The following is a 17,378-nucleotide window of genomic DNA, read 5'->3' as shown; positions in this document are numbered from 1 at the left end:
TGCTAAAATAATACACGCACATGAAGGAGAAGAAAGGAGACATAGCCATGTCGCTACAAAATCGCTTACAAGATCTATTGAAAGAAGGACAAGTGCTGACAGACTTTGAATATGACGAAGCGGCGCGCCACAATTGGCCTTTAGAGGGTGCAAGAATAAAGGAAGAGGCACGCTTTAGCGATGTATATATTGAGCGTGTAGACAAAGAATCCGAGGACATGATTCAATCAGAGGGCGCCTCATTTCTAAACACACCGCTTACATATGTAAAACAACATCAAAAAGAATTCATTTATATCGAATCAAAGTGGTTTGATGTGGTGAGAGTCGATGGATTAGCCATTGAATGGGACGAAGTATTTCAAACGTATACCGTGTTATTCGGTTTCAAACGTCCTAAAAAAGACACAGGCATTCTAAAGGACATGCTGGCTTCATTAAATGGTGCGCAGCTTCAATTTAATGGGCAAGACGGTTTGTTTGATGTGAATTTACAGCTTCTTGAGCTTGAGGACATCCATGAAGATATGCCCTTCATTGAAGTCATCTCTGCCGTGTACCGCTTTTTATTCCGCCTGATCATGCAGCTTGAAATGAATGAATTAAAAAACGGCTCAAATTCCTGAGCCGTTTTTTTGTGATCCATCTATTTTGATGAAGGCGTGACAAACCGTACATCATGCTCTTTTCCATATTGAAGATAATCTTCACTTGGCTGTTTATTCGTCACGACGACATCAAGATCTTGCAAATGACAAAATGTGGTCAAAGCGTAATGATTAAATTTACTATCATCCACTAATAAAAACGTTTTGGCACTCTTTTCAACAACCGTCTTTTTAATATCCGTTTCAAGCGGGGACGAATTCGTGACGCCGTGATCAATGGATAAACCAGTTGATGCGATAAAGGCTTTATTGACATTGTAAGTTTTCAAACGCTCTACACTTTGATAGCCAACGAATGAATTCGTTTTTCTCTCAAGCATCCCGCCGGTGGAAAAGATAGTGAGATTCTCATAAGGCATCGCCTGTGTGATGAAATCTACATTATTGGTCACAACAGTCACCTGTTTCTCAGTCAAATAGGGAAGCATCTCAAGTGTTGTCGTACCAGAATCAACAAAAATCATATCCCCATTTTCCACAAAAGCAGCTGCTGTTTGACCAATCAATTGCTTTTTACTCAGCTGATGGGTCTTTCGCTCCTGATATACTACTAATGTTGAATGATTCACAGCCACTCCGCCATATACTTTTTTGAGCACGCCGGACTCGACCAATGCTTGTACATCTCGGCGTATCGTGTTTTTTGAAACGCCAAAATGCGCCACAAGCTCATCCAGTGAGGCAGATTCCCGGTCAAACACATACTCTTTGATTTGCTGAATCCGTTTTGTTTTGATCATGCTACATTTCTCCAATCCAACCGTATGTCCTTTTTCCATTATACCAAATGGCTTCTCTTTTCCCCATCTCGATAAAAGCGTATGATAGAGAAAAGAACGTAACGGAAAGGACTTTCACTTCTATGAATCAATCAAACAACCCATTTTCAAAGCTTGCGAATTTTAGAGAAGTAGGGGGACTTCACACAACAGATGAAATGGTGATCAGGGAGGGGATGATTTATCGATCCGCAGATTTGTCCCGTCTGACGAAACAAGATATCGAAACGTTTTCGACCCTTGGGATTCAAACTGTTTGCGATCTCCGTACAGCCTCAGAACGCAAATCACATCCGCCAAAGATCAAGGAACATAACAAAATCGTCCATATTCCCATGCATCCTGACAGTAAGATGCCAAGTAAATGGACCATGTTTCGTATGCTGGTAGCAGAAGGGAAATCTTTCACTTTCACACCGATTATGAAGGATTTATATCAAAGCATGCTCACAGAGCGTAAAGAAGAAATTCAGCAACTGTTCACACTGCTTTCAGATAAAAGCAATTACCCGCTGATGCTTCACTGCACAAGCGGTAAGGACCGGACAGGCTTTTTATCTGCCCTCATTCAATTAGCAGCAGGTGTACCGATGTCTGCCGTTTTAAGTGAATACATGCGCTCTAACGAAGGGGTGAAAATGCTTGTCAGAAGGCAGCAGCGATTTGTCCGGATGATGAGTTTATATCGGGTATCAAAAGAGCAAATTCAGCCGCTTCTCGGTGTGCAGCAAGATTATCTGGAAGATGTGCTAAACGAAATGATGAAGACATACGGGAGTGCAGAGCGGTATTTAATCGAGGCTTGCGACATCCCTGAAGTCCAGCTCAAGGAAATGAAAAACATCCTGCTGACACCATCTGCTGGCATTCGATCTCAAAAAGCGGAATAAACTGATGATGAGGTGATGCAAAAAATGGTGAAAAAGATCTGTATGACGTGTCTATTACTAATCTTAATGTTTGTATTCTTATTGATTCCTTCTAGCAGTCTAGCTCGTCCAATCCCAAAAGGGAAGCTTGAAAGCACAAGAGAGATGCGCGCAGTATGGATCGCATCGGTTTATAATTTAGATTGGCCTTCAAAGAAAGGACTGCCTGTCAAAGAGCAAAAAGAAGAGTTTATTCATTTGTTAGATGAGATCAAAGCGATGAATATGAATGCCGTGATCATGCAAATTAAACCGACAGCAGATGCCTTTTACCCTTCGGCATACGGGCCGTGGTCCGAATATTTAACCGGCACGCAAGGGAAAGATCCCGGGTATGACCCGCTTGAGTTCATGATCGAAGAAGCTCATAAACGCGGGCTCGAATTTCACGCTTGGTTTAACCCGTATCGCATCACAATGAATCATACCGATCTCAGCCGTTTATCAGCCGATCACCCGGCAAAAAAACATCCTGATTGGACCATTGCATACGGAAATCAGCTTTATTTCAATCCAGGCATTCCAAAAGCTCAGGAGTTCATTGTCGGCGGTATAGAAGAAGTCGTGAAAAACTACGATATTGATGCAGTGCATATGGATGATTATTTTTACCCGAATAAAATAGCCGGTGTGCCGTTCCCAGATCAAGAAACGTATGAAACATATGGAAAAAAGGCATTTACGCATATAGAAGATTGGCGAAGAGATAATGTGAACCAATTGGTCAAGCAAATCAACGACACCGTGAAGAAAGTAAAGCCGTATGTGAAATTTGGTATTAGCCCATTTGGAGTATGGCGCAACATAAAGGATGATCCGACTGGTTCAAATACCACAGCAGGGATGACCAATTACGATGATTTGTATGCTGATACAAGAGAGTGGATTCAGCAGCATGATATCGACTATGTCACCCCGCAAATTTACTGGAGCATCGGTTTTCAGGCAGCCGCCTATGACGTGCTCACGAAATGGTGGTCAAATGAAGTGAAGGGAGAGCCTGTTCACCTGTACATTGGTCAGGCGACGTATAAAATTAATCAAAACAGTGATCCTGCTTGGTCAGATCCAGAAGAATACTTTCGGCAGATCCAGCTAAACAGACAGTCACCTCTCGTACAGGGAAGCATGCACTTTAGCCTAAAGGATATCAACCGTAACCCTTTGAATGTCAAAAATCGATTGATAGAAGATGCGTACCGTAAACCGGCTCTCATTCCAGAAATGCCTTGGCTTCATCAGAAAGCGCCAAAAAAACCAATCATTCAATCTATTAAAAAAACAGCAGATGGTGCAGCTTTACAGATCAAAAATGATCCGCAATCTACCGCATCCTATTATGCAGTCTATCGATTGACGACGAAAGGAACATATGAGTTGCTTCAAACTGTTAGAAAAGAAACTGGTACGCTGACATCCGTCAAAGATCTTTCAGTTCACCAGAATAAGAGTGTTACTTACAAAGTAACGGCTCTCAATCGTCTTCATCACGAAAGCAAACCTTCTACAAAAAGAGTGAGATAACGAAAAAGCATGAATGAGGATTTTCTTCGTTCATGCTTTTTTCTATTATTTTTGTTTTAATTTTCTGAATTCAGCCAAGCTTGGCATGAAGCAGCCACTTGATTAATAAATATGATAGAAAAGAGCCAAAGGGGGAAACATGATGGATTTTGAATTAACGAAAGAACAGCAAATGATCCGGCAGATGGTCAAAGAATTCGCCAAGGAAGAAATTGCACCACTCGCTCAAACCATTGATGAACAGGCTGTATTCCCAGCCCAAACTTTTCAAAAAATGGGGGAGCTCGGCTTGATGGGTATTCCTTTTCCAGAGAAATACGGAGGCTCAGGTGGAGATACAATCTCATATGCACTCGCTGTAGAAGAAATCGGAAAACAGTGTGCCAGTACAGGTCTTAGCTATGCCGCGGCCGTTTCCTTAGGCGCAAGCCCGCTGTATTACTTCGGTACAGAGGAACAAAAAATGGATCACCTCGTCCCGCTGGCCTCTGGAACAGCACTCGGTTCCTTCGGTTTAACAGAGCCAAATGCAGGATCAGATGCTAAAGGGACGAAAACAAAAGCGGTCAAAGACGGACAAGAATATGTGATCAGCGGGGAGAAGTGCTGGATCACAAACGCCAATTTTGCCAGAACCATTATCGTCACAGCGGTCACGGATCATGATGAGCACGGACGCCCAATCATCTCCGCCTTCATTGTAGAAAAAGGGCAAAAAGGGCTGACCATTACAAATCCATATGACAAAATGGGGGTGCGCGGTTCAGATACGGCTGAAATCATTTTAGACAACGTACGTGTACCAGCACATCATATATTAGGAGATCCAAACAAAGGCTTCAAGCAATTTTTATACACTTTAGACGGGGGGCGAATTTCGATTGCTGCCTTATCAGTTGGCATCGCGCAGGCTGCACTTGATGCCTCACTATCCTATGCTAAGGAAAGAAAGCAATTTGGGCAGACCCTTTCTTCCTTCCAAGCCATTCAGTTTAAGCTGGCAGATATGGCGATGCAAATAGAACTCGCTAGACAAATGGTGTGGAAAGCCGCCTGGCTGAAAGATCATGGCAAGCCATTTACAAAAGAAGCTGCCTATGCCAAGCTTTTCGCTTCAGAAATGGCGACAAAAGCAAGTCTTGATGCTGTCCAAATTCACGGAGGAACAGGCTATATGAAAGAGTGCGGGGTAGAACGGCTTGTGAGAGATGCCAAGCTCATGGAAATTGGAGAAGGCACCTCTGAAATTCAGCGTTTAGTCATCGCAAGACAATTGTTAGCTTAATTCTGTTATGAAAACGCTTACTATTGGTGGAGGAGGAATTCATGATGTCGATTCATCCACAAACGATTGGCTCCCTATTAAAAGAGAAAAAGGAGCAGCACCCAGCACATGAAGCCATTGTGTATCCAGAACGTTCATTACGTTATTCATACGAAGCGTTTTTTAAAGAGGTCAAGGAAACAGGGAAAGGTCTTATGGCATTAGGCGTTCAAAAAGGAGATCATATCGCCATTATGGCACCCAATGTACCTGAATGGCTCATGCTGCAATTCGCCTGCGCTTCTATTGGAGCCGTTCTTGTCACCGTGAATACGAACTTTCAATCACAAGAACTCGCTTACTTACTAAAGCACTCTGATAGCAGCATGCTGTTTATCGTAGACGGGTTTAAAGAGACATCCTATGTCAGAATGCTTGAAGACCTCATCCCAGAGGTCCAAACAGCTCATCAGGGCGAGATCACTTCAACAGCATTTCCATATTTAAAAAGTGTCGTTTATATTGGCGAGCACACGCCAAAGGGCATGCGCAGCTGGGACAGTATTCAAGCTGCTGCCAAAAGAACGGAGGATGATGAATGGGAGAAACGAATGGAGGAGCTGACGCCTGATGACGTCATTAATATGCAATATACGTCAGGGACAACCGGCTACCCAAAAGGTGTCATGCTCAGCCATACAAACATCGTCTGCAATGCCAGTCAAATCGCAGATTGCATGAAGCTCACCCGTGAAGACCGCATGTGTATCCCCGTGCCGTTTTTTCATTGCTTTGGGTCTGTTCTTGGCGTACTTGCTTGTCTCGCAAAAGGTGGCACGATTATTCCAATTGAATCTTTCCACCCAGAGCGAGTCCTTCAAACAGTGGAAAAAGAGAAGTGCACGGTTCTTCACGGCGTCCCGACAATGTTCATCGCAGAGCTTGATCATCCGAATTTTCACAAGTACAATCTGTCCACATTACGCACCGGCATTATGGCAGGATCTCTCTGCCCATCCCATGTGATGAAAGCCGTCATTGAACAAATGGGTCTGAAGGAGCTCACGATTGCCTACGGCCAGACTGAAAGCTCACCTGTCATTACCCAAACAAGAACGGATGATTCATTTGAAAGGCGGGTTCAAACAGTCGGACGGGCGCTTCCTCACATCGAGGTAAAAATCACCGCCCCAGGTACCCCATATGAAGTACCAAGAGGAGAACAAGGCGAGCTGTGCACGAAAGGCTATCACGTGATGAAAGGCTACTATAAAAATGAAGAAGCCACAAATGAAGTCATTGATGAGGACGGGTGGCTTCATACAGGAGATTTAGCGGAGATGGATGAGGATGGCTATGTGAAAATCACAGGACGGCTGAAAGATATGATCATTAGAGGCGGGGAAAATGTTTATCCAAAAGAGATTGAAGACGTTCTTTACACGCATCCAGCCATTCTTGATGCACAGGTCGTCGGTATTCCTGACGAGACTTACGGAGAAGAAGCCGCCGCATTCATTCGGCTCAAACAAGGTCGCACGGTGACGATTGAGACATTAACCAGCTACTGTCAGTCACAAATGGCACGCTACAAAATTCCGAAATATTTTTTCATCACAGACGAGTATCCGATGACCGCCTCAGGGAAGATTCAAAAATTTCGTCTGAAAAAACAGGCACTTGATCTAATAAAGGAGTGAGGGCAGCGATGTTCAAAAAAGTATTGATCGCCAATCGAGGCGAAATTGCTCGTCGAATTATTCGGACTTGTAAAAGGCTCGGGATCAACACCGTGGCTGTTTATTCAGAGGCAGATCAGCATGCACTTCATGTGCAAGAAGCAGACAGCGCCTATCTTATTGGAGGTGCAAAAGTATCTGAAAGCTATTTAAACATGGAAGTGATCATCGAGGTAGCCAAGCAGACAAATACAGACGCCATCCACCCTGGGTATGGCCTTTTATCAGAAAATGCCGCCTTTGCAGAACGCTGCCGCAGCGAAGGAATCGCTTTTATTGGTCCATCTGCACAGGTCATTCAGCGCATGGGGAATAAAATTGAAGCGAGAAAAACGATGGATCATGCGGGAATCCCCATTGTACCTGGCGTTTCAGCACCTCTCCATGACGCAGAAGAAGGAGTCAGTAAAGCGCAGGCACTCGGTTATCCGATCATGCTCAAGGCATCAAGCGGAGGCGGAGGTATAGGCATGCAGCTTGTCCGAAATGATGAGGAGCTGCGTAAAGCTTTTGAGGGAAATCAAAAAAGAGCGCAAAGTTTTTTTAACGACGGGACGCTTTATATGGAAAAGGTCATTGAAGACGCGCGGCACATTGAAATCCAGGTCCTCTTTGATTCATTCGGCCACGGGGTTCACTTATTTGAGCGCGACTGTTCACTCCAGAGAAGACACCAGAAAATCATCGAAGAAGCACCAGCTGCCTGTCTCGATGAATCCGTAAGACAAGAGATGGGATGGGTGGCGGTGAAAGCAGCCAAAGCCATTGGCTATGAAAATGCAGGGACAATTGAATGTTTAGTCGATCAAAACCAACAATTTTACTTTTTAGAGATGAACACGAGATTACAAGTAGAGCACCCTGTCACAGAAGAAATTACAGGTATTGATCTTGTCGAGGAGCAACTGAAAATCGCTGCATCAGAGCCGCTTTCCTTCAATCAGGGGGACATTCATCAAATCGGGCATGCCATCGAGGTCAGAATCTATGCGGAGGATCCCGTCACCTTTTATCCGTCACCAGGAACAATCACTCGACTATCTATACCAGAAGCTCCCTATATACGCCATGAATCAAGTGTGACAAGCGGGAGCGTCATTACCCCATATTACGATCCAATGATTGCGAAGATGGTCGTTTACGGTGATACACGAAAACTTGCAATAGAACGATTAAAACAGGCGTTACAAGCATATGAAATAGAAGGGATCAAAACCAACTTACCGCTTTTGAGGGAAATGGCTGAATCATCTGCTTTCTTACATGGCAGCATCACAACCGATTTTCTCATGAAAAAAAGGGAGGGGAACCGTTCATGAAAACGGTCACGATACAAATGGCGGGAAACTTATGGAAGCTTCTTGTGAAACAAGGCGATGAAGTGCAACAAGGGCAGGAGGTCGCTATCTTGGAATCAATGAAAATGGAGATTCCAATAGTGGCAGAAGAGGCAGGTGTCATCAGCAAAGTGTATAAAAGAGAGGGAGAATTTGTCGATGAAGGGGAGGTTCTTCTAGAGCTGACAGAATAGGGGGAAGCGAGATGGCATTACCAAAGCGTGTACTTATTAGGGAGGTTGGCCCGCGGGACGGATTGCAAAATGAATCCACTTGGCTGGACACAAGTGAGAAACAAAGATGGATTGAACTGCTCACAACAGCCCGGCTTCCTTATATTGAAGTCACCTCATTTGTTCATCCTAAATGGGTCCCAGCCTTAAAAGACGCCAAAGAGTTAGCCCAATCCTTACACAAAAGAGGCGACATCACCTATGCAGCACTCATTCCTAACGAAAAAGGCTTAGCTCACTTTTTTGAAGCAAATCTTGACACAGGCGCTATGTTTATCTCCTCGAGTGAAACACATAACAAAAAGAATATGAATCAATCCATCCACGAAACACTTCCTGTCATCAAACAAATGACAGCTGATTTAAAAGTAGCAGGAAAACAGACACGCGCATATATTTCCACCGTGTTTGGCTGCCCTTATGAACATCAAGTGCCGATGGATCAAGTGTTGCGGTTAACGGATATGCTGCTTTCTTATGGCATTGATGAAATATCACTCGGCGACACCATTGGAGAAGCCCATCCGCTTCAAGTAGAAAGACGCTTAGACATTTTACTTGAACGTTTTCCTGCTGATAAAATCGCTCTTCATTTTCATGATACGAAAGGGATGGGTCTTGCCAATATTTATACGGCATTAAAAGCTGGAATCACCACATTTGACGCCTCTAGCGGCGGGCTAGGCGGCTGTCCATATGCGCCTGGCTCTAGTGGAAATGTCGCGACAGAAGATGTCGTGCATATGCTTCAAAAACTAGGAATTGAAACCAATATCGATTTTCCAGCATTGATAAAAGCGGCAGAATGGATCGAATCAAAAGTAAATCGAACCCTGCCTAGTCATTGTTTACGCGCTTTTCACTCTCATACTACTTCATAAAGGATGAATGTGACATGACATCATTGGTCAATTTTACGATACAAGATGAACAGATTGGAATCATGACCTTAAACAGACCAGCACAAGCAAATTCCCTATCTGCTGCGATGCTTGAGGAGATCAATCAACTCATTCAAGAAATCAAACATGATGAAAGCATCCGCTGCCTGCTCATGACAGGAGCTGGTTCTAACGTTTTTTGCGCAGGTGCTGATTTAAAAGAGCGACGATTGATGACAGAAGAAGAAGCAAAAGCGGCAGTTCTGTCAATTCAGCAAACCTTTACAGAACTTGAATCCCTTCCTGTACCTGTCATTGCCGTCATGAATGGACACGCACTTGGCGGAGGACTTGAGCTCGCACTGGCTTGTGATATTCGCATCGCACGAGCCGGAGCAAGACTCGGTCTGCCAGAAACAGGACTAGCTATCATACCAGGGGCAGGAGGGACGCAGCGGCTTCCTCGTCTCATTGGACTCGGTAAAGCAAAAGAACTCATTTTCACAGGTGCTTCATTACAAGCTGAAGAAGCCATTCAAATTGGACTAATTGAGCACCTCTCTTTAGCAGATTCCCTTATGAATGACGCCATTTCTCTCGCAAAACAAATCGCCAAAAACGGCCCAATTGCTTTAAAAGAAGCGAAACGAGCGATTCAAATGAGTCTTGATCACGATCTGCGTACAGGTTTGATGAAGGAATACGAAGCCTATGTACGGCTCATTGATACAGAAGATCGAATGGAGGGTCTTCAAGCTTTCCAAGAAAAACGAACGCCTCAATACAGAGGCAACTAGCAAGAAAGGGGAATGGGTATGATTGAAGAATATGAAGTGAAAAAACAGCGGATTGTCAAAGGAGGAGCTGAACGATACCATCAAAAAAACAAAGAAAAAGGAAAATTGTTCGTCCGTGACCGGCTCCAGTTGCTATTAGATCAGGGTTCGTTCATTGAGGATGCGATGTTTGCCGAGTGTAAAGATGAGCATTTACCAGCAGATGGTGTTGTTACAGGGACGGGGCGGATGAATGGGCAAACCGTATGCGTTATGGCCAATGATTCTACTGTCAAAGCTGGATCATGGGGCGTCAAAACGGTCGAAAAAATCATCAGAATCCAAGAAACAGCAGAAAAGCTCAACTGCCCAATGCTGTATTTAGTCGACTCTGCGGGTGCTAGAATCACCGATCAAATTGCGATGTTTCCAGGCAGAAGAGGAGCGGGACGCATTTTTTATAACCAAGTGAAGCTGTCTGGACGTATCCCGCAAGTTTGTTTACTATTTGGTCCTTCTGCGGCAGGAGGTGCTTACATTCCTGCTTTTTGTGACATCGTTGTGATGGTCGAAGGGAATGCCTCGATGTATTTAGGCTCTCCGAGAATGGCCGAAATGGTGATTGGAGAAAAAGTAACACTTGAAGAAATGGGCGGGGCAAACATGCACTGCAGCATATCAGGATGTGGTGATATTTTAGCCAAAACCGAGGAAGAAGCCATTCAAATCGCTCGCGACTATTTAACCTACATGCCTGCCAACTATACAGAAAAACCAAAACTGGCAGCCGCAAAAGCACCTAAAGCATCTGAGAGGACCATCCAAGACCTTATTCCTAAAGGGCAGAATACCCCTTTTGATATGTATCAGCTCATTGATTTACTCATTGATGAAGGATCATTTTTTGAAATCAAAAAACTGTTTGCCGCAGAGCTGATCACAGGCTTTGGCCGCATGAACGGGCAGCCTGTCGGTCTTATTGCCAACCAGCCGAGGATAAAAGGCGGGGTGCTGTTCCATGACTCAGCTGACAAAGCTGCCAAGTTTATTCAGCTATGTGACGCCTTTCATATCCCGCTCCTTTTCCTTGCGGATATACCGGGATTTATGATCGGAACAAAAGTGGAACAAGCTGGCATTATTAGGCACGGGGCGAAAATGATCTCCGCTATGTCAGAGGCAACCGTTCCGAAAATATCGGTCATTGTGCGTAAAGCATACGGTGCAGGTTTATATGCAATGGCAGGACCAGCGTTTGAACCAGACTGCTGTCTTGCTCTTCCATCAGCGCAAATTGCTGTCATGGGGCCAGAAGCGGCTGTAAATGCTGTCTATGCAAATAAGATTGCCGAATTGCCTGCTGAAGAGAGAGCTGCATTTATCCAAGAGAAACGCAAGGAATATCAAGAAGATATGAATATATATGAGCTTGCATCTGAAATGATTGTCGACGGCGTCATCCCGTTCGACCACCTGCGAGATGAGCTTTGTCATCGATTACAAGCCTATTCCTCAAAAGAGATGACATTTACAAGCCGAAAACATCCGGTCTATCCGGTCTAAGGGGGGGCAGCCTCATGATGAACCTGAAACCAGTATGGAAACCGGAAGAGCAGATGATCAAACAGACACGTCTTTACCAATGGATGCACTCACTTGGTTTTTCTACTTATGATGCATTCTACAAAGCTAGTATCGAGCGTACTGATTGGTTTTGGAGAGAAGCTGAAAAGGCGGTCGGTATCAAATGGAAGATGCCGTATGAATCCGCATTAGGTCAAGATTCACTCATGTGGCCAAACTGGTATAAAGGCGGCCAACTCAACATAACCGAAACGGCCGTGGACAAATGGGCAGAGAACGAAGAAGCGCAGCATCAGCCAGCCGTGATTTGGAAAAACGAGATGGGCGAAGAGAGGAGATGGACGTATCTCGATCTTCAGGAAAAGGTGAATCGCCTCGCTGCTGGCTTTTTGAAGAATGGGCTTCAAAAAGGAGATGTGGCAGTCATTTATATGCCGATGCTTCCTGAAACGGTCGCTGTCATGCTAGCCTTTGCAAAAATTGGCGTTATCTTTAGCCCCGTCTTCTCTGGATATGGAAGCGAGCCTCTTGCCGTACGTATTCGTGCGTCAGGTGCAGCCATTGTCGTCACAGGCTCAAGCATGACGCGCCGCGGGAAGAAGATCAATATGCGGGAATGTGCAGCAGAAGCCATAGGCAAAACCACGACCGTCAAAACCGTTATTGTACACACCTCCTCTGACACTGAATATGAAGGAGATATTAGGTTAAACGATTTGTTAAAAGAAGACCCGATAAGTGAACCGACCTATCTCACAAATGAAGAGCCTCTCATGATCTTATACACTTCTGGAACGACTGGTACGCCAAAAGGAGCGGTTCATACACACGCAGGATTCCCTGTAAAAGCAGCTTTTGATGCCGGTCTTTGTATGGACGTTGCAAAAGGAGACCGCTTGTTTTGGCTCACAGACATGGGCTGGATGATGGGGCCATTTCTCGTCTTTGGCGGCTTGATCAATGGAGCTGCGATTGTTTTATATGACGGCGCACCCGATTATCCAGATGAACAGCACCTCTGGTCATTCATTCACAAGCAAAAGATCACCCACTTTGGTCTTTCACCTACGTTTGTTCGATCCGCAATGCAGCAAGATCTTGCAAGTATAAAGCTGCCCCATGTCAAAGCCATCATATCTACAGGTGAGCCATGGAATGAAGCACCATGGCAATGGCTTTTTGATAAAATTGGTCGAAAGCATATTCCAATTCTAAACTATTCGGGAGGAACAGAAGTCTCAGGCGGAATAGTAGGAAGTACGTTGCTTCGCCCAATTAAACCAGTCCTTTTTAATGCGGCGATTTTAGGAATGGCAGCTGATGTATATAATGAAGCAGGTCAGAGCGTCATAAATGAAGTAGGAGAGCTCGTTGTGAAAAAGCCATGGGTTGGCATGACATGTGGGTTTTGGAAAGATCCTAAGCGTTATGAAGACACGTATTTCAAACGATTTGATGGGGTGTGGACACATGGGGATTGGGTGGTGCAATCAGAGGATGGAACGTTTCATATCACTGGCAGGTCGGATGATGTCATTAATACAGCAGGAAAACGTGTCGGTCCAGCAGAAATTGAATCCATTCTTGTCGGACACCCAGCTGTACACGAGGCCGCTGTGATTGGGGTAAAGGATGAGGTGAAGGGGGAGGCACTCGTGTGCTTCATCGTGAGCAGCCCGCAGTCTTGTGACGAATCAAAACTGATTCAAGAGCTCAAAACTCATGTTGGTTCATTTGCGGGAAAAGCGCTCACGCCAAAGGAAATTCATCTTATTTCAGCTTTACCGAAAACAAGAAACGGAAAAATCGTCCGGCGTTTATTAAAAGGAGCTTATGAACAGCAGCCTCCACCAGATCTTTCTTCTTTAGACAATCCTCATGTGTACAAAAGCATTTGCGAGTACTTGAAACGGAAACAGAACAGCGTGTAAACAAGAGCCATCGCATCGGTGTTGAGGTCTGCGTGCCGGTACTCGTTCTTCCTTCCTAGGGATGAAAAAAGACAGGAGAGTGTCCTGTCTTTTTCTATTGCACATGAAAATTCGTGCCATCTGTTGTTTCTTTGACAATCCCTGCCCGAACAACAAAATCACCGAAATGTTCTTGGTCTTCTCGTTCTTTTGCATAGCGGGGGAGAAGAGCGCCAAGCTCGTTTAAAATCTCTTCCTCACCAACATTTTCACGGTACAGCTTACTTAATCTGCTACCATCAAACGCAGCGCCAAGATACATGTTGTATTTGCCAGGTGATTTGCCGATAAAACCAATTTCACCTAGCGCATGGCGGGCACAGCCATTTGGACAACCAGTCATACGAATCGTGATTTCTTTATCACTTAAGCCGTTTTCTTCAACAATCTCTTCAATTTTGTCAATCAAGCGCGGGAGGTAGCGTTCTGCTTCTGCCATTGCTAAGCCGCATGTTGGAAGAGAAACACAGGCCATTGAACTGCGGCGGAGTGCAGAGTGCTGCTGACCAGCTGATAAACCGAACTCCTGTATGAGCTGCTCGATTTGTTTCTTTTTATGAGAAGTGACATTTCCAATGATCAAATTTTGATTCGCTGTTAAGCGGAAGTCACCCGTATGAATTTTTGCGATTTCACGAATGCCCGTCATCAGCGGATAATCATCATAATCTGTGATACGTCCGCCTTCTACAAACATCGTATAATGCCATCTGCCATTGATGCCTTTTACCCAGCCATAGCGGTCCCCATTATGATCAAAGTGATAATCTCTTGCGCCTAAAAGGGCAAACCCGAGGCGGCGCTCCAGCTCTTCTTTTACATTCTCAAGACCAAGGCGGTCCACTGTATATTTAAAGCGGGCATTTTTTCGCACGGAACGGTTTCCGTAGTCACGCTGAATAGTAATCACTTGTTTCGCAATCTCTACAACTTGTTCCGGTGTACAAAAGCCAATTACTTTTGCAAGCTGAGGATAGGTCGCTGTATCACCATGAGTCATACCCATTCCGCCGCCAATTGCGACATTAAAGCCGATTAATTGCTCATTTTCGATGATCGCAATGAAGCCTAAATCCTGCGAAAAGACATCAATATCATTAGCAGGAGGGACCGCCACACCAATTTTGAATTTCCTTGGTAAATAAAGCGGGCCATACATCGGTTCAACTTCTGTATCTGGCGTTGCCGCAACCTTTTCCTCATCAAGCCAAATTTCGTGATACGCTCTTGTTTGCGGAAGCAGGTCATCACTTAATTTTTTCGCCAGCTCGTATACATCATGGTGCACTTCTGATTGATAGGGGTTTGATGTACACATGACATTCCGGTTCACGTCGCCGCAAGCAGCAATTGTATCAAGCATAGTAGAATGAATGTCTTGAATGGTTTTTTTCATATTCCATTTTAAAATACCGTGAAGCTGAAAGGTTTCACGAGTAGTCAGCTTTAACGTACCGTTTCCGTATGTGTGAGCAAGCTCATCCATCACTAGCCACTGCTTAGATGTGGCGATTCCGCCAGGCAGGCGTACGCGCAGCATAAATTGATAGGCAGGCTCAAGTTTTTGTTTCTGCCGTTCATTTCTGAGGTCCCGATCATCCTGTAAATAACTGCCGTGATGCTTCATCAGGCGGTTGTCATCATCAGGAATTCCCGCTGAAATCGGATCAAGCATTACTTCTTTTAACGTACCCCGTAAATAATCACTTTTTTCTTTGATTTCTTCTACGTCGCTCGGAGGTCCATCCGGCGCTGTTAATGCTGTCTTCACCATGTAAGTAAAAGCTCCTTTCTTTCAAGCATCAAGTCCATTAATATACGTCGCGCTGATAGCGTTTTTGCTGCTGCAAGTTAGCTAGATAGCTTTCTGCTTTCTCTTTGCTCATCGCTCCTTCTTCTTGGATAATCGATAGAAGGGTACGATGCACATCATGCGCCATATGCTTTTCATCTCCGCAAACATATACATACGCACCTTGCTCCAGCCATTCGAATAATTCTTTACTTTGTTTCCTCATTTGATGCTGAACATATACTTTTTCCTCTGAATCTCTTGAAAAAGCCACATCCATTTTCGTTAAGACGCCATCTTTTAACCACTTTTGCCATTCGGTTTGATATAAGAAGTCCGTCACAAAGTGCTGATCGCCGAAGAATAACCACGACTTTCCGCTTGCACCGATTTCTTCTCGTTCCTGCATAAACGAACGGAAAGGGGCGATACCTGTGCCTGGTCCCACCATAATGATCGGTGCATCAGGGTTTTCAGGAAGCTTAAAGTTTTGATTGTGCTGAATATAAACAGGCAGCGTATCACCTGGCTCTAAGCGCTCTGCACATAGAATGGAGCAGACACCTTGACGTTCTCTCCCGTGCGCATCATATCTCACAGCACCGATCGTCAAATGAACCTCTTCTTCATTCGCTTTCAGGCTGCTTGCAATCGAATAAAGGCGGGCAGGAATTTTTCTTAAAATCGCAGTAAAGTCTGCGGCTGTTCCTTCAAAAGGACCGAAGTCGCGCGCAGCATCGACTAAATCTCTTCCTGCTAAATACGCTTTTAACTTTTCTTCATTTCCTTCTTCTAAAAGGGCATGGAGGGCTTCACTTTTCGTCAAGTCCGCCAACTTTTGAAGAAGAGGTTTTGTTAATACTGTTATTTCAAAATGTGAGGTAAGTGCTTCTTTTAAAGGAAGAGTGTCACCGTTTTTATGAACAGTTACGGCTTCGTCTGCATTCCATCCACATGTCGTGATCAGTTCATCAACAAGCGCAGGATCATTTGTTGGATAAATTCCAAGGCTGTCACCCGGTTCATACACAAGTCCTGATCCTTCTAGTGAAAGCTCCAAATGGCGGGTCTCTTTGTTAGAGCCGCGACCATTTAGATTGATATTTTCAAGAACTTCCGCATAAAAAGGATTCGTTCTTGAGTATTCAGTAGCTGCTGTTTGGTTGCTCTCTCCTGCTGATTCTTGCGGGAAGGCTGCGGCTTCACCTTCGCTAAGTGACGATGTCACCCCTTGAAGCCATTCCGAAAACGGCTCATCATAATCAAGGTCACAATCCACTCGATCTGTCAGGCGCGTTCCGCCAAGCTCTTTGAAGCGCTCATCAAATTCTTTTCCAGTCTGACAGAAGAATTCGTAGGAGCTGTCGCCTAGCGATAAAACAGAAAAGCTTAAATGATCAAGCTTTGGCGCACGTCTGCCGTGGACATATTCATGGAAAGAAAGGGCATTATCAGGCGGATCTCCCTCGCCATGTGTGCTGACGATCATCAGTAAATTGTGTATTTTTTTCAGATTATTTGGTTTAAAATCTGACATAGAAGAGAGCGTCACTTGAAAACCTTTCTCCTCAAGATGCTGCGCTGTCTTTTTCGCTAATCCTTCAGAATTACCTGTTTGTGAGCCATAAATGACGGTAACATCTTTACTGACAGGCTGCGCAGGTACTGCGGCAGAAGGAGAAGGGGCTAGAGTAGCTGTTTCTGATCCGGTTAGAGCTGCCTGTGCTGATAAATAACCGGTAAGCCAAATTTTTTGTTGATCTGTTAAAGTCGGAAGCAGCTGATTAAGCAAGTCTGCCTGCTGCTGACTAAACGGACTGTTCAATACATGAAGTTGCAACGATATCCACCTCACAAGGAATATAAACATAGATTAATTCGATAGGAATTATATATATAGGT

At 44.6% G+C, this 17,378-nt stretch carries 14 protein-coding genes; 11 read left to right on the top strand and 3 right to left on the bottom strand.

Features of this window, described 5'->3' with window-relative positions; genetic code table 11:
- Positions 1-47 precede the first annotated feature (47 nt).
- The gene (locus QRN39_RS15950) at positions 48-626 is read left to right on the top strand and encodes a branched-chain amino acid aminotransferase (protein WP_284907638.1); all 579 of its coding nucleotides are present in this window, start codon (positions 48-50) and stop codon (positions 624-626) included.
- Positions 627-646: 20 nt separating this feature from the next.
- Here QRN39_RS15950 and QRN39_RS15945 read toward each other — a convergent pair whose 3' ends face one another.
- The gene (locus tag QRN39_RS15945) at positions 647-1,408 is read right to left on the bottom strand and encodes a DeoR/GlpR family DNA-binding transcription regulator (protein ID WP_212046635.1); all 762 of its coding nucleotides are present in this window, start codon (positions 1,406-1,408) and stop codon (positions 647-649) included.
- Between the two features lie 122 nt (positions 1,409-1,530).
- On the opposite strand from QRN39_RS15945, the gene QRN39_RS15940 reads away from it, so the two are divergent.
- From QRN39_RS15940 to QRN39_RS15895, 10 genes are all read left to right on the top strand, one after another.
- The gene (locus tag QRN39_RS15940) at positions 1,531-2,337 is read left to right on the top strand and encodes a tyrosine-protein phosphatase (RefSeq protein ID WP_212046636.1); all 807 of its coding nucleotides are present in this window, start codon (positions 1,531-1,533) and stop codon (positions 2,335-2,337) included.
- 24 nt (positions 2,338-2,361) lie between these two features.
- Positions 2,362-3,900, top strand: coding sequence for a glycoside hydrolase family 10-like protein (locus QRN39_RS15935; protein ID WP_268460095.1), 1,539 nt, complete (start codon positions 2,362-2,364; stop codon positions 3,898-3,900).
- Between the two features lie 142 nt (positions 3,901-4,042).
- Positions 4,043-5,185: an acyl-CoA dehydrogenase family protein gene (locus tag QRN39_RS15930; RefSeq protein ID WP_268460093.1), complete on the top strand. Its 1,143-nt coding sequence runs from the start codon at positions 4,043-4,045 to the stop codon at positions 5,183-5,185.
- A gap of 41 nt (positions 5,186-5,226) precedes the next feature.
- The gene (locus QRN39_RS15925) at positions 5,227-6,864 is read left to right on the top strand and encodes an AMP-binding protein (RefSeq protein ID WP_284907635.1); all 1,638 of its coding nucleotides are present in this window, start codon (positions 5,227-5,229) and stop codon (positions 6,862-6,864) included.
- An 8-nt stretch (positions 6,865-6,872) separates the two neighbouring features.
- The gene (locus QRN39_RS15920) at positions 6,873-8,222 is read left to right on the top strand and encodes an acetyl-CoA carboxylase biotin carboxylase subunit (RefSeq protein WP_284907632.1); all 1,350 of its coding nucleotides are present in this window, start codon (positions 6,873-6,875) and stop codon (positions 8,220-8,222) included.
- Positions 8,219-8,434 (top strand): acetyl-CoA carboxylase biotin carboxyl carrier protein subunit, encoded by a 216-nt coding sequence (locus QRN39_RS15915; protein WP_253622532.1) that lies wholly within the window; start codon positions 8,219-8,221, stop codon positions 8,432-8,434. The genes QRN39_RS15920 and QRN39_RS15915 overlap by 4 nt, the downstream gene beginning before the upstream one ends.
- 11 nt (positions 8,435-8,445) lie before the next feature.
- Positions 8,446-9,354 carry a hydroxymethylglutaryl-CoA lyase gene (locus QRN39_RS15910; RefSeq protein WP_212046639.1) on the top strand — a complete coding sequence of 303 codons (909 nt, stop codon included), beginning with the start codon at positions 8,446-8,448 and terminating at the stop codon, positions 9,352-9,354.
- A gap of 14 nt (positions 9,355-9,368) precedes the next feature.
- On the top strand, positions 9,369-10,151 hold the full coding sequence (locus QRN39_RS15905; RefSeq protein ID WP_137055664.1) for an enoyl-CoA hydratase: 783 nt from the start codon (positions 9,369-9,371) through the stop codon (positions 10,149-10,151).
- An 18-nt stretch (positions 10,152-10,169) separates the two neighbouring features.
- Entirely contained in the window at positions 10,170-11,693 is a 1,524-nt protein-coding gene (locus QRN39_RS15900) for an acyl-CoA carboxylase subunit beta (RefSeq protein ID WP_284907630.1), read from the top strand.
- A gap of 14 nt (positions 11,694-11,707) precedes the next feature.
- The gene (locus tag QRN39_RS15895) at positions 11,708-13,645 is read left to right on the top strand and encodes an AMP-binding protein (protein WP_284907628.1); all 1,938 of its coding nucleotides are present in this window, start codon (positions 11,708-11,710) and stop codon (positions 13,643-13,645) included.
- A 94-nt stretch (positions 13,646-13,739) separates the two neighbouring features.
- Here the strand turns inward: QRN39_RS15895 and cysI are convergent, their stop codons facing one another.
- Complete coding sequence (gene cysI / locus QRN39_RS15890) at positions 13,740-15,458, bottom strand: assimilatory sulfite reductase (NADPH) hemoprotein subunit (protein ID WP_284907626.1); 1,719 nt, start codon at positions 15,456-15,458, stop codon at positions 13,740-13,742.
- 37 nt (positions 15,459-15,495) lie between these two features.
- Positions 15,496-17,316, bottom strand: a complete 1,821-nt coding sequence (locus QRN39_RS15885; protein WP_284907625.1) for an assimilatory sulfite reductase (NADPH) flavoprotein subunit — start codon at positions 17,314-17,316, stop codon at positions 15,496-15,498.
- Positions 17,317-17,378 lie beyond the last annotated feature (62 nt).

The organism is Bacillus sp. lyk4-R2A-2 (assembly GCF_030209735.1).
GTDB lineage: Bacteria > Bacillota > Bacilli > Bacillales > Bacillaceae > Bacillus > Bacillus pumilus.
Note: the sequence above shows the minus strand (reverse complement) of the source record. Positions and strands in the feature narration are given on the sequence as shown.

Coding starts and splice junctions, on each gene's coding strand:
- QRN39_RS15930 (WP_268460093.1), top strand. CDS start 4,043: ATGGATTTTGAATTAACGAAAGAACAGCAAATGATCCGGCAGATGGTC.
- QRN39_RS15920 (WP_284907632.1), top strand. CDS start 6,873: ATGTTCAAAAAAGTATTGATCGCCAATCGAGGCGAAATTGCTCGTCGA.
- QRN39_RS15940 (WP_212046636.1), top strand. CDS start 1,531: ATGAATCAATCAAACAACCCATTTTCAAAGCTTGCGAATTTTAGAGAA.
- QRN39_RS15925 (WP_284907635.1), top strand. CDS start 5,227: ATGATGTCGATTCATCCACAAACGATTGGCTCCCTATTAAAAGAGAAA.
- QRN39_RS15910 (WP_212046639.1), top strand. CDS start 8,446: ATGGCATTACCAAAGCGTGTACTTATTAGGGAGGTTGGCCCGCGGGAC.
- QRN39_RS15895 (WP_284907628.1), top strand. CDS start 11,708: ATGATGAACCTGAAACCAGTATGGAAACCGGAAGAGCAGATGATCAAA.
- QRN39_RS15935 (WP_268460095.1), top strand. CDS start 2,362: ATGGTGAAAAAGATCTGTATGACGTGTCTATTACTAATCTTAATGTTT.
- QRN39_RS15905 (WP_137055664.1), top strand. CDS start 9,369: ATGACATCATTGGTCAATTTTACGATACAAGATGAACAGATTGGAATC.
- cysI (WP_284907626.1), bottom strand. CDS start 15,458: ATGGTGAAGACAGCATTAACAGCGCCGGATGGACCTCCGAGCGACGTA.
- QRN39_RS15950 (WP_284907638.1), top strand. CDS start 48: ATGTCGCTACAAAATCGCTTACAAGATCTATTGAAAGAAGGACAAGTG.
- QRN39_RS15945 (WP_212046635.1), bottom strand. CDS start 1,408: ATGATCAAAACAAAACGGATTCAGCAAATCAAAGAGTATGTGTTTGAC.
- QRN39_RS15915 (WP_253622532.1), top strand. CDS start 8,219: ATGAAAACGGTCACGATACAAATGGCGGGAAACTTATGGAAGCTTCTT.
- QRN39_RS15900 (WP_284907630.1), top strand. CDS start 10,170: ATGATTGAAGAATATGAAGTGAAAAAACAGCGGATTGTCAAAGGAGGA.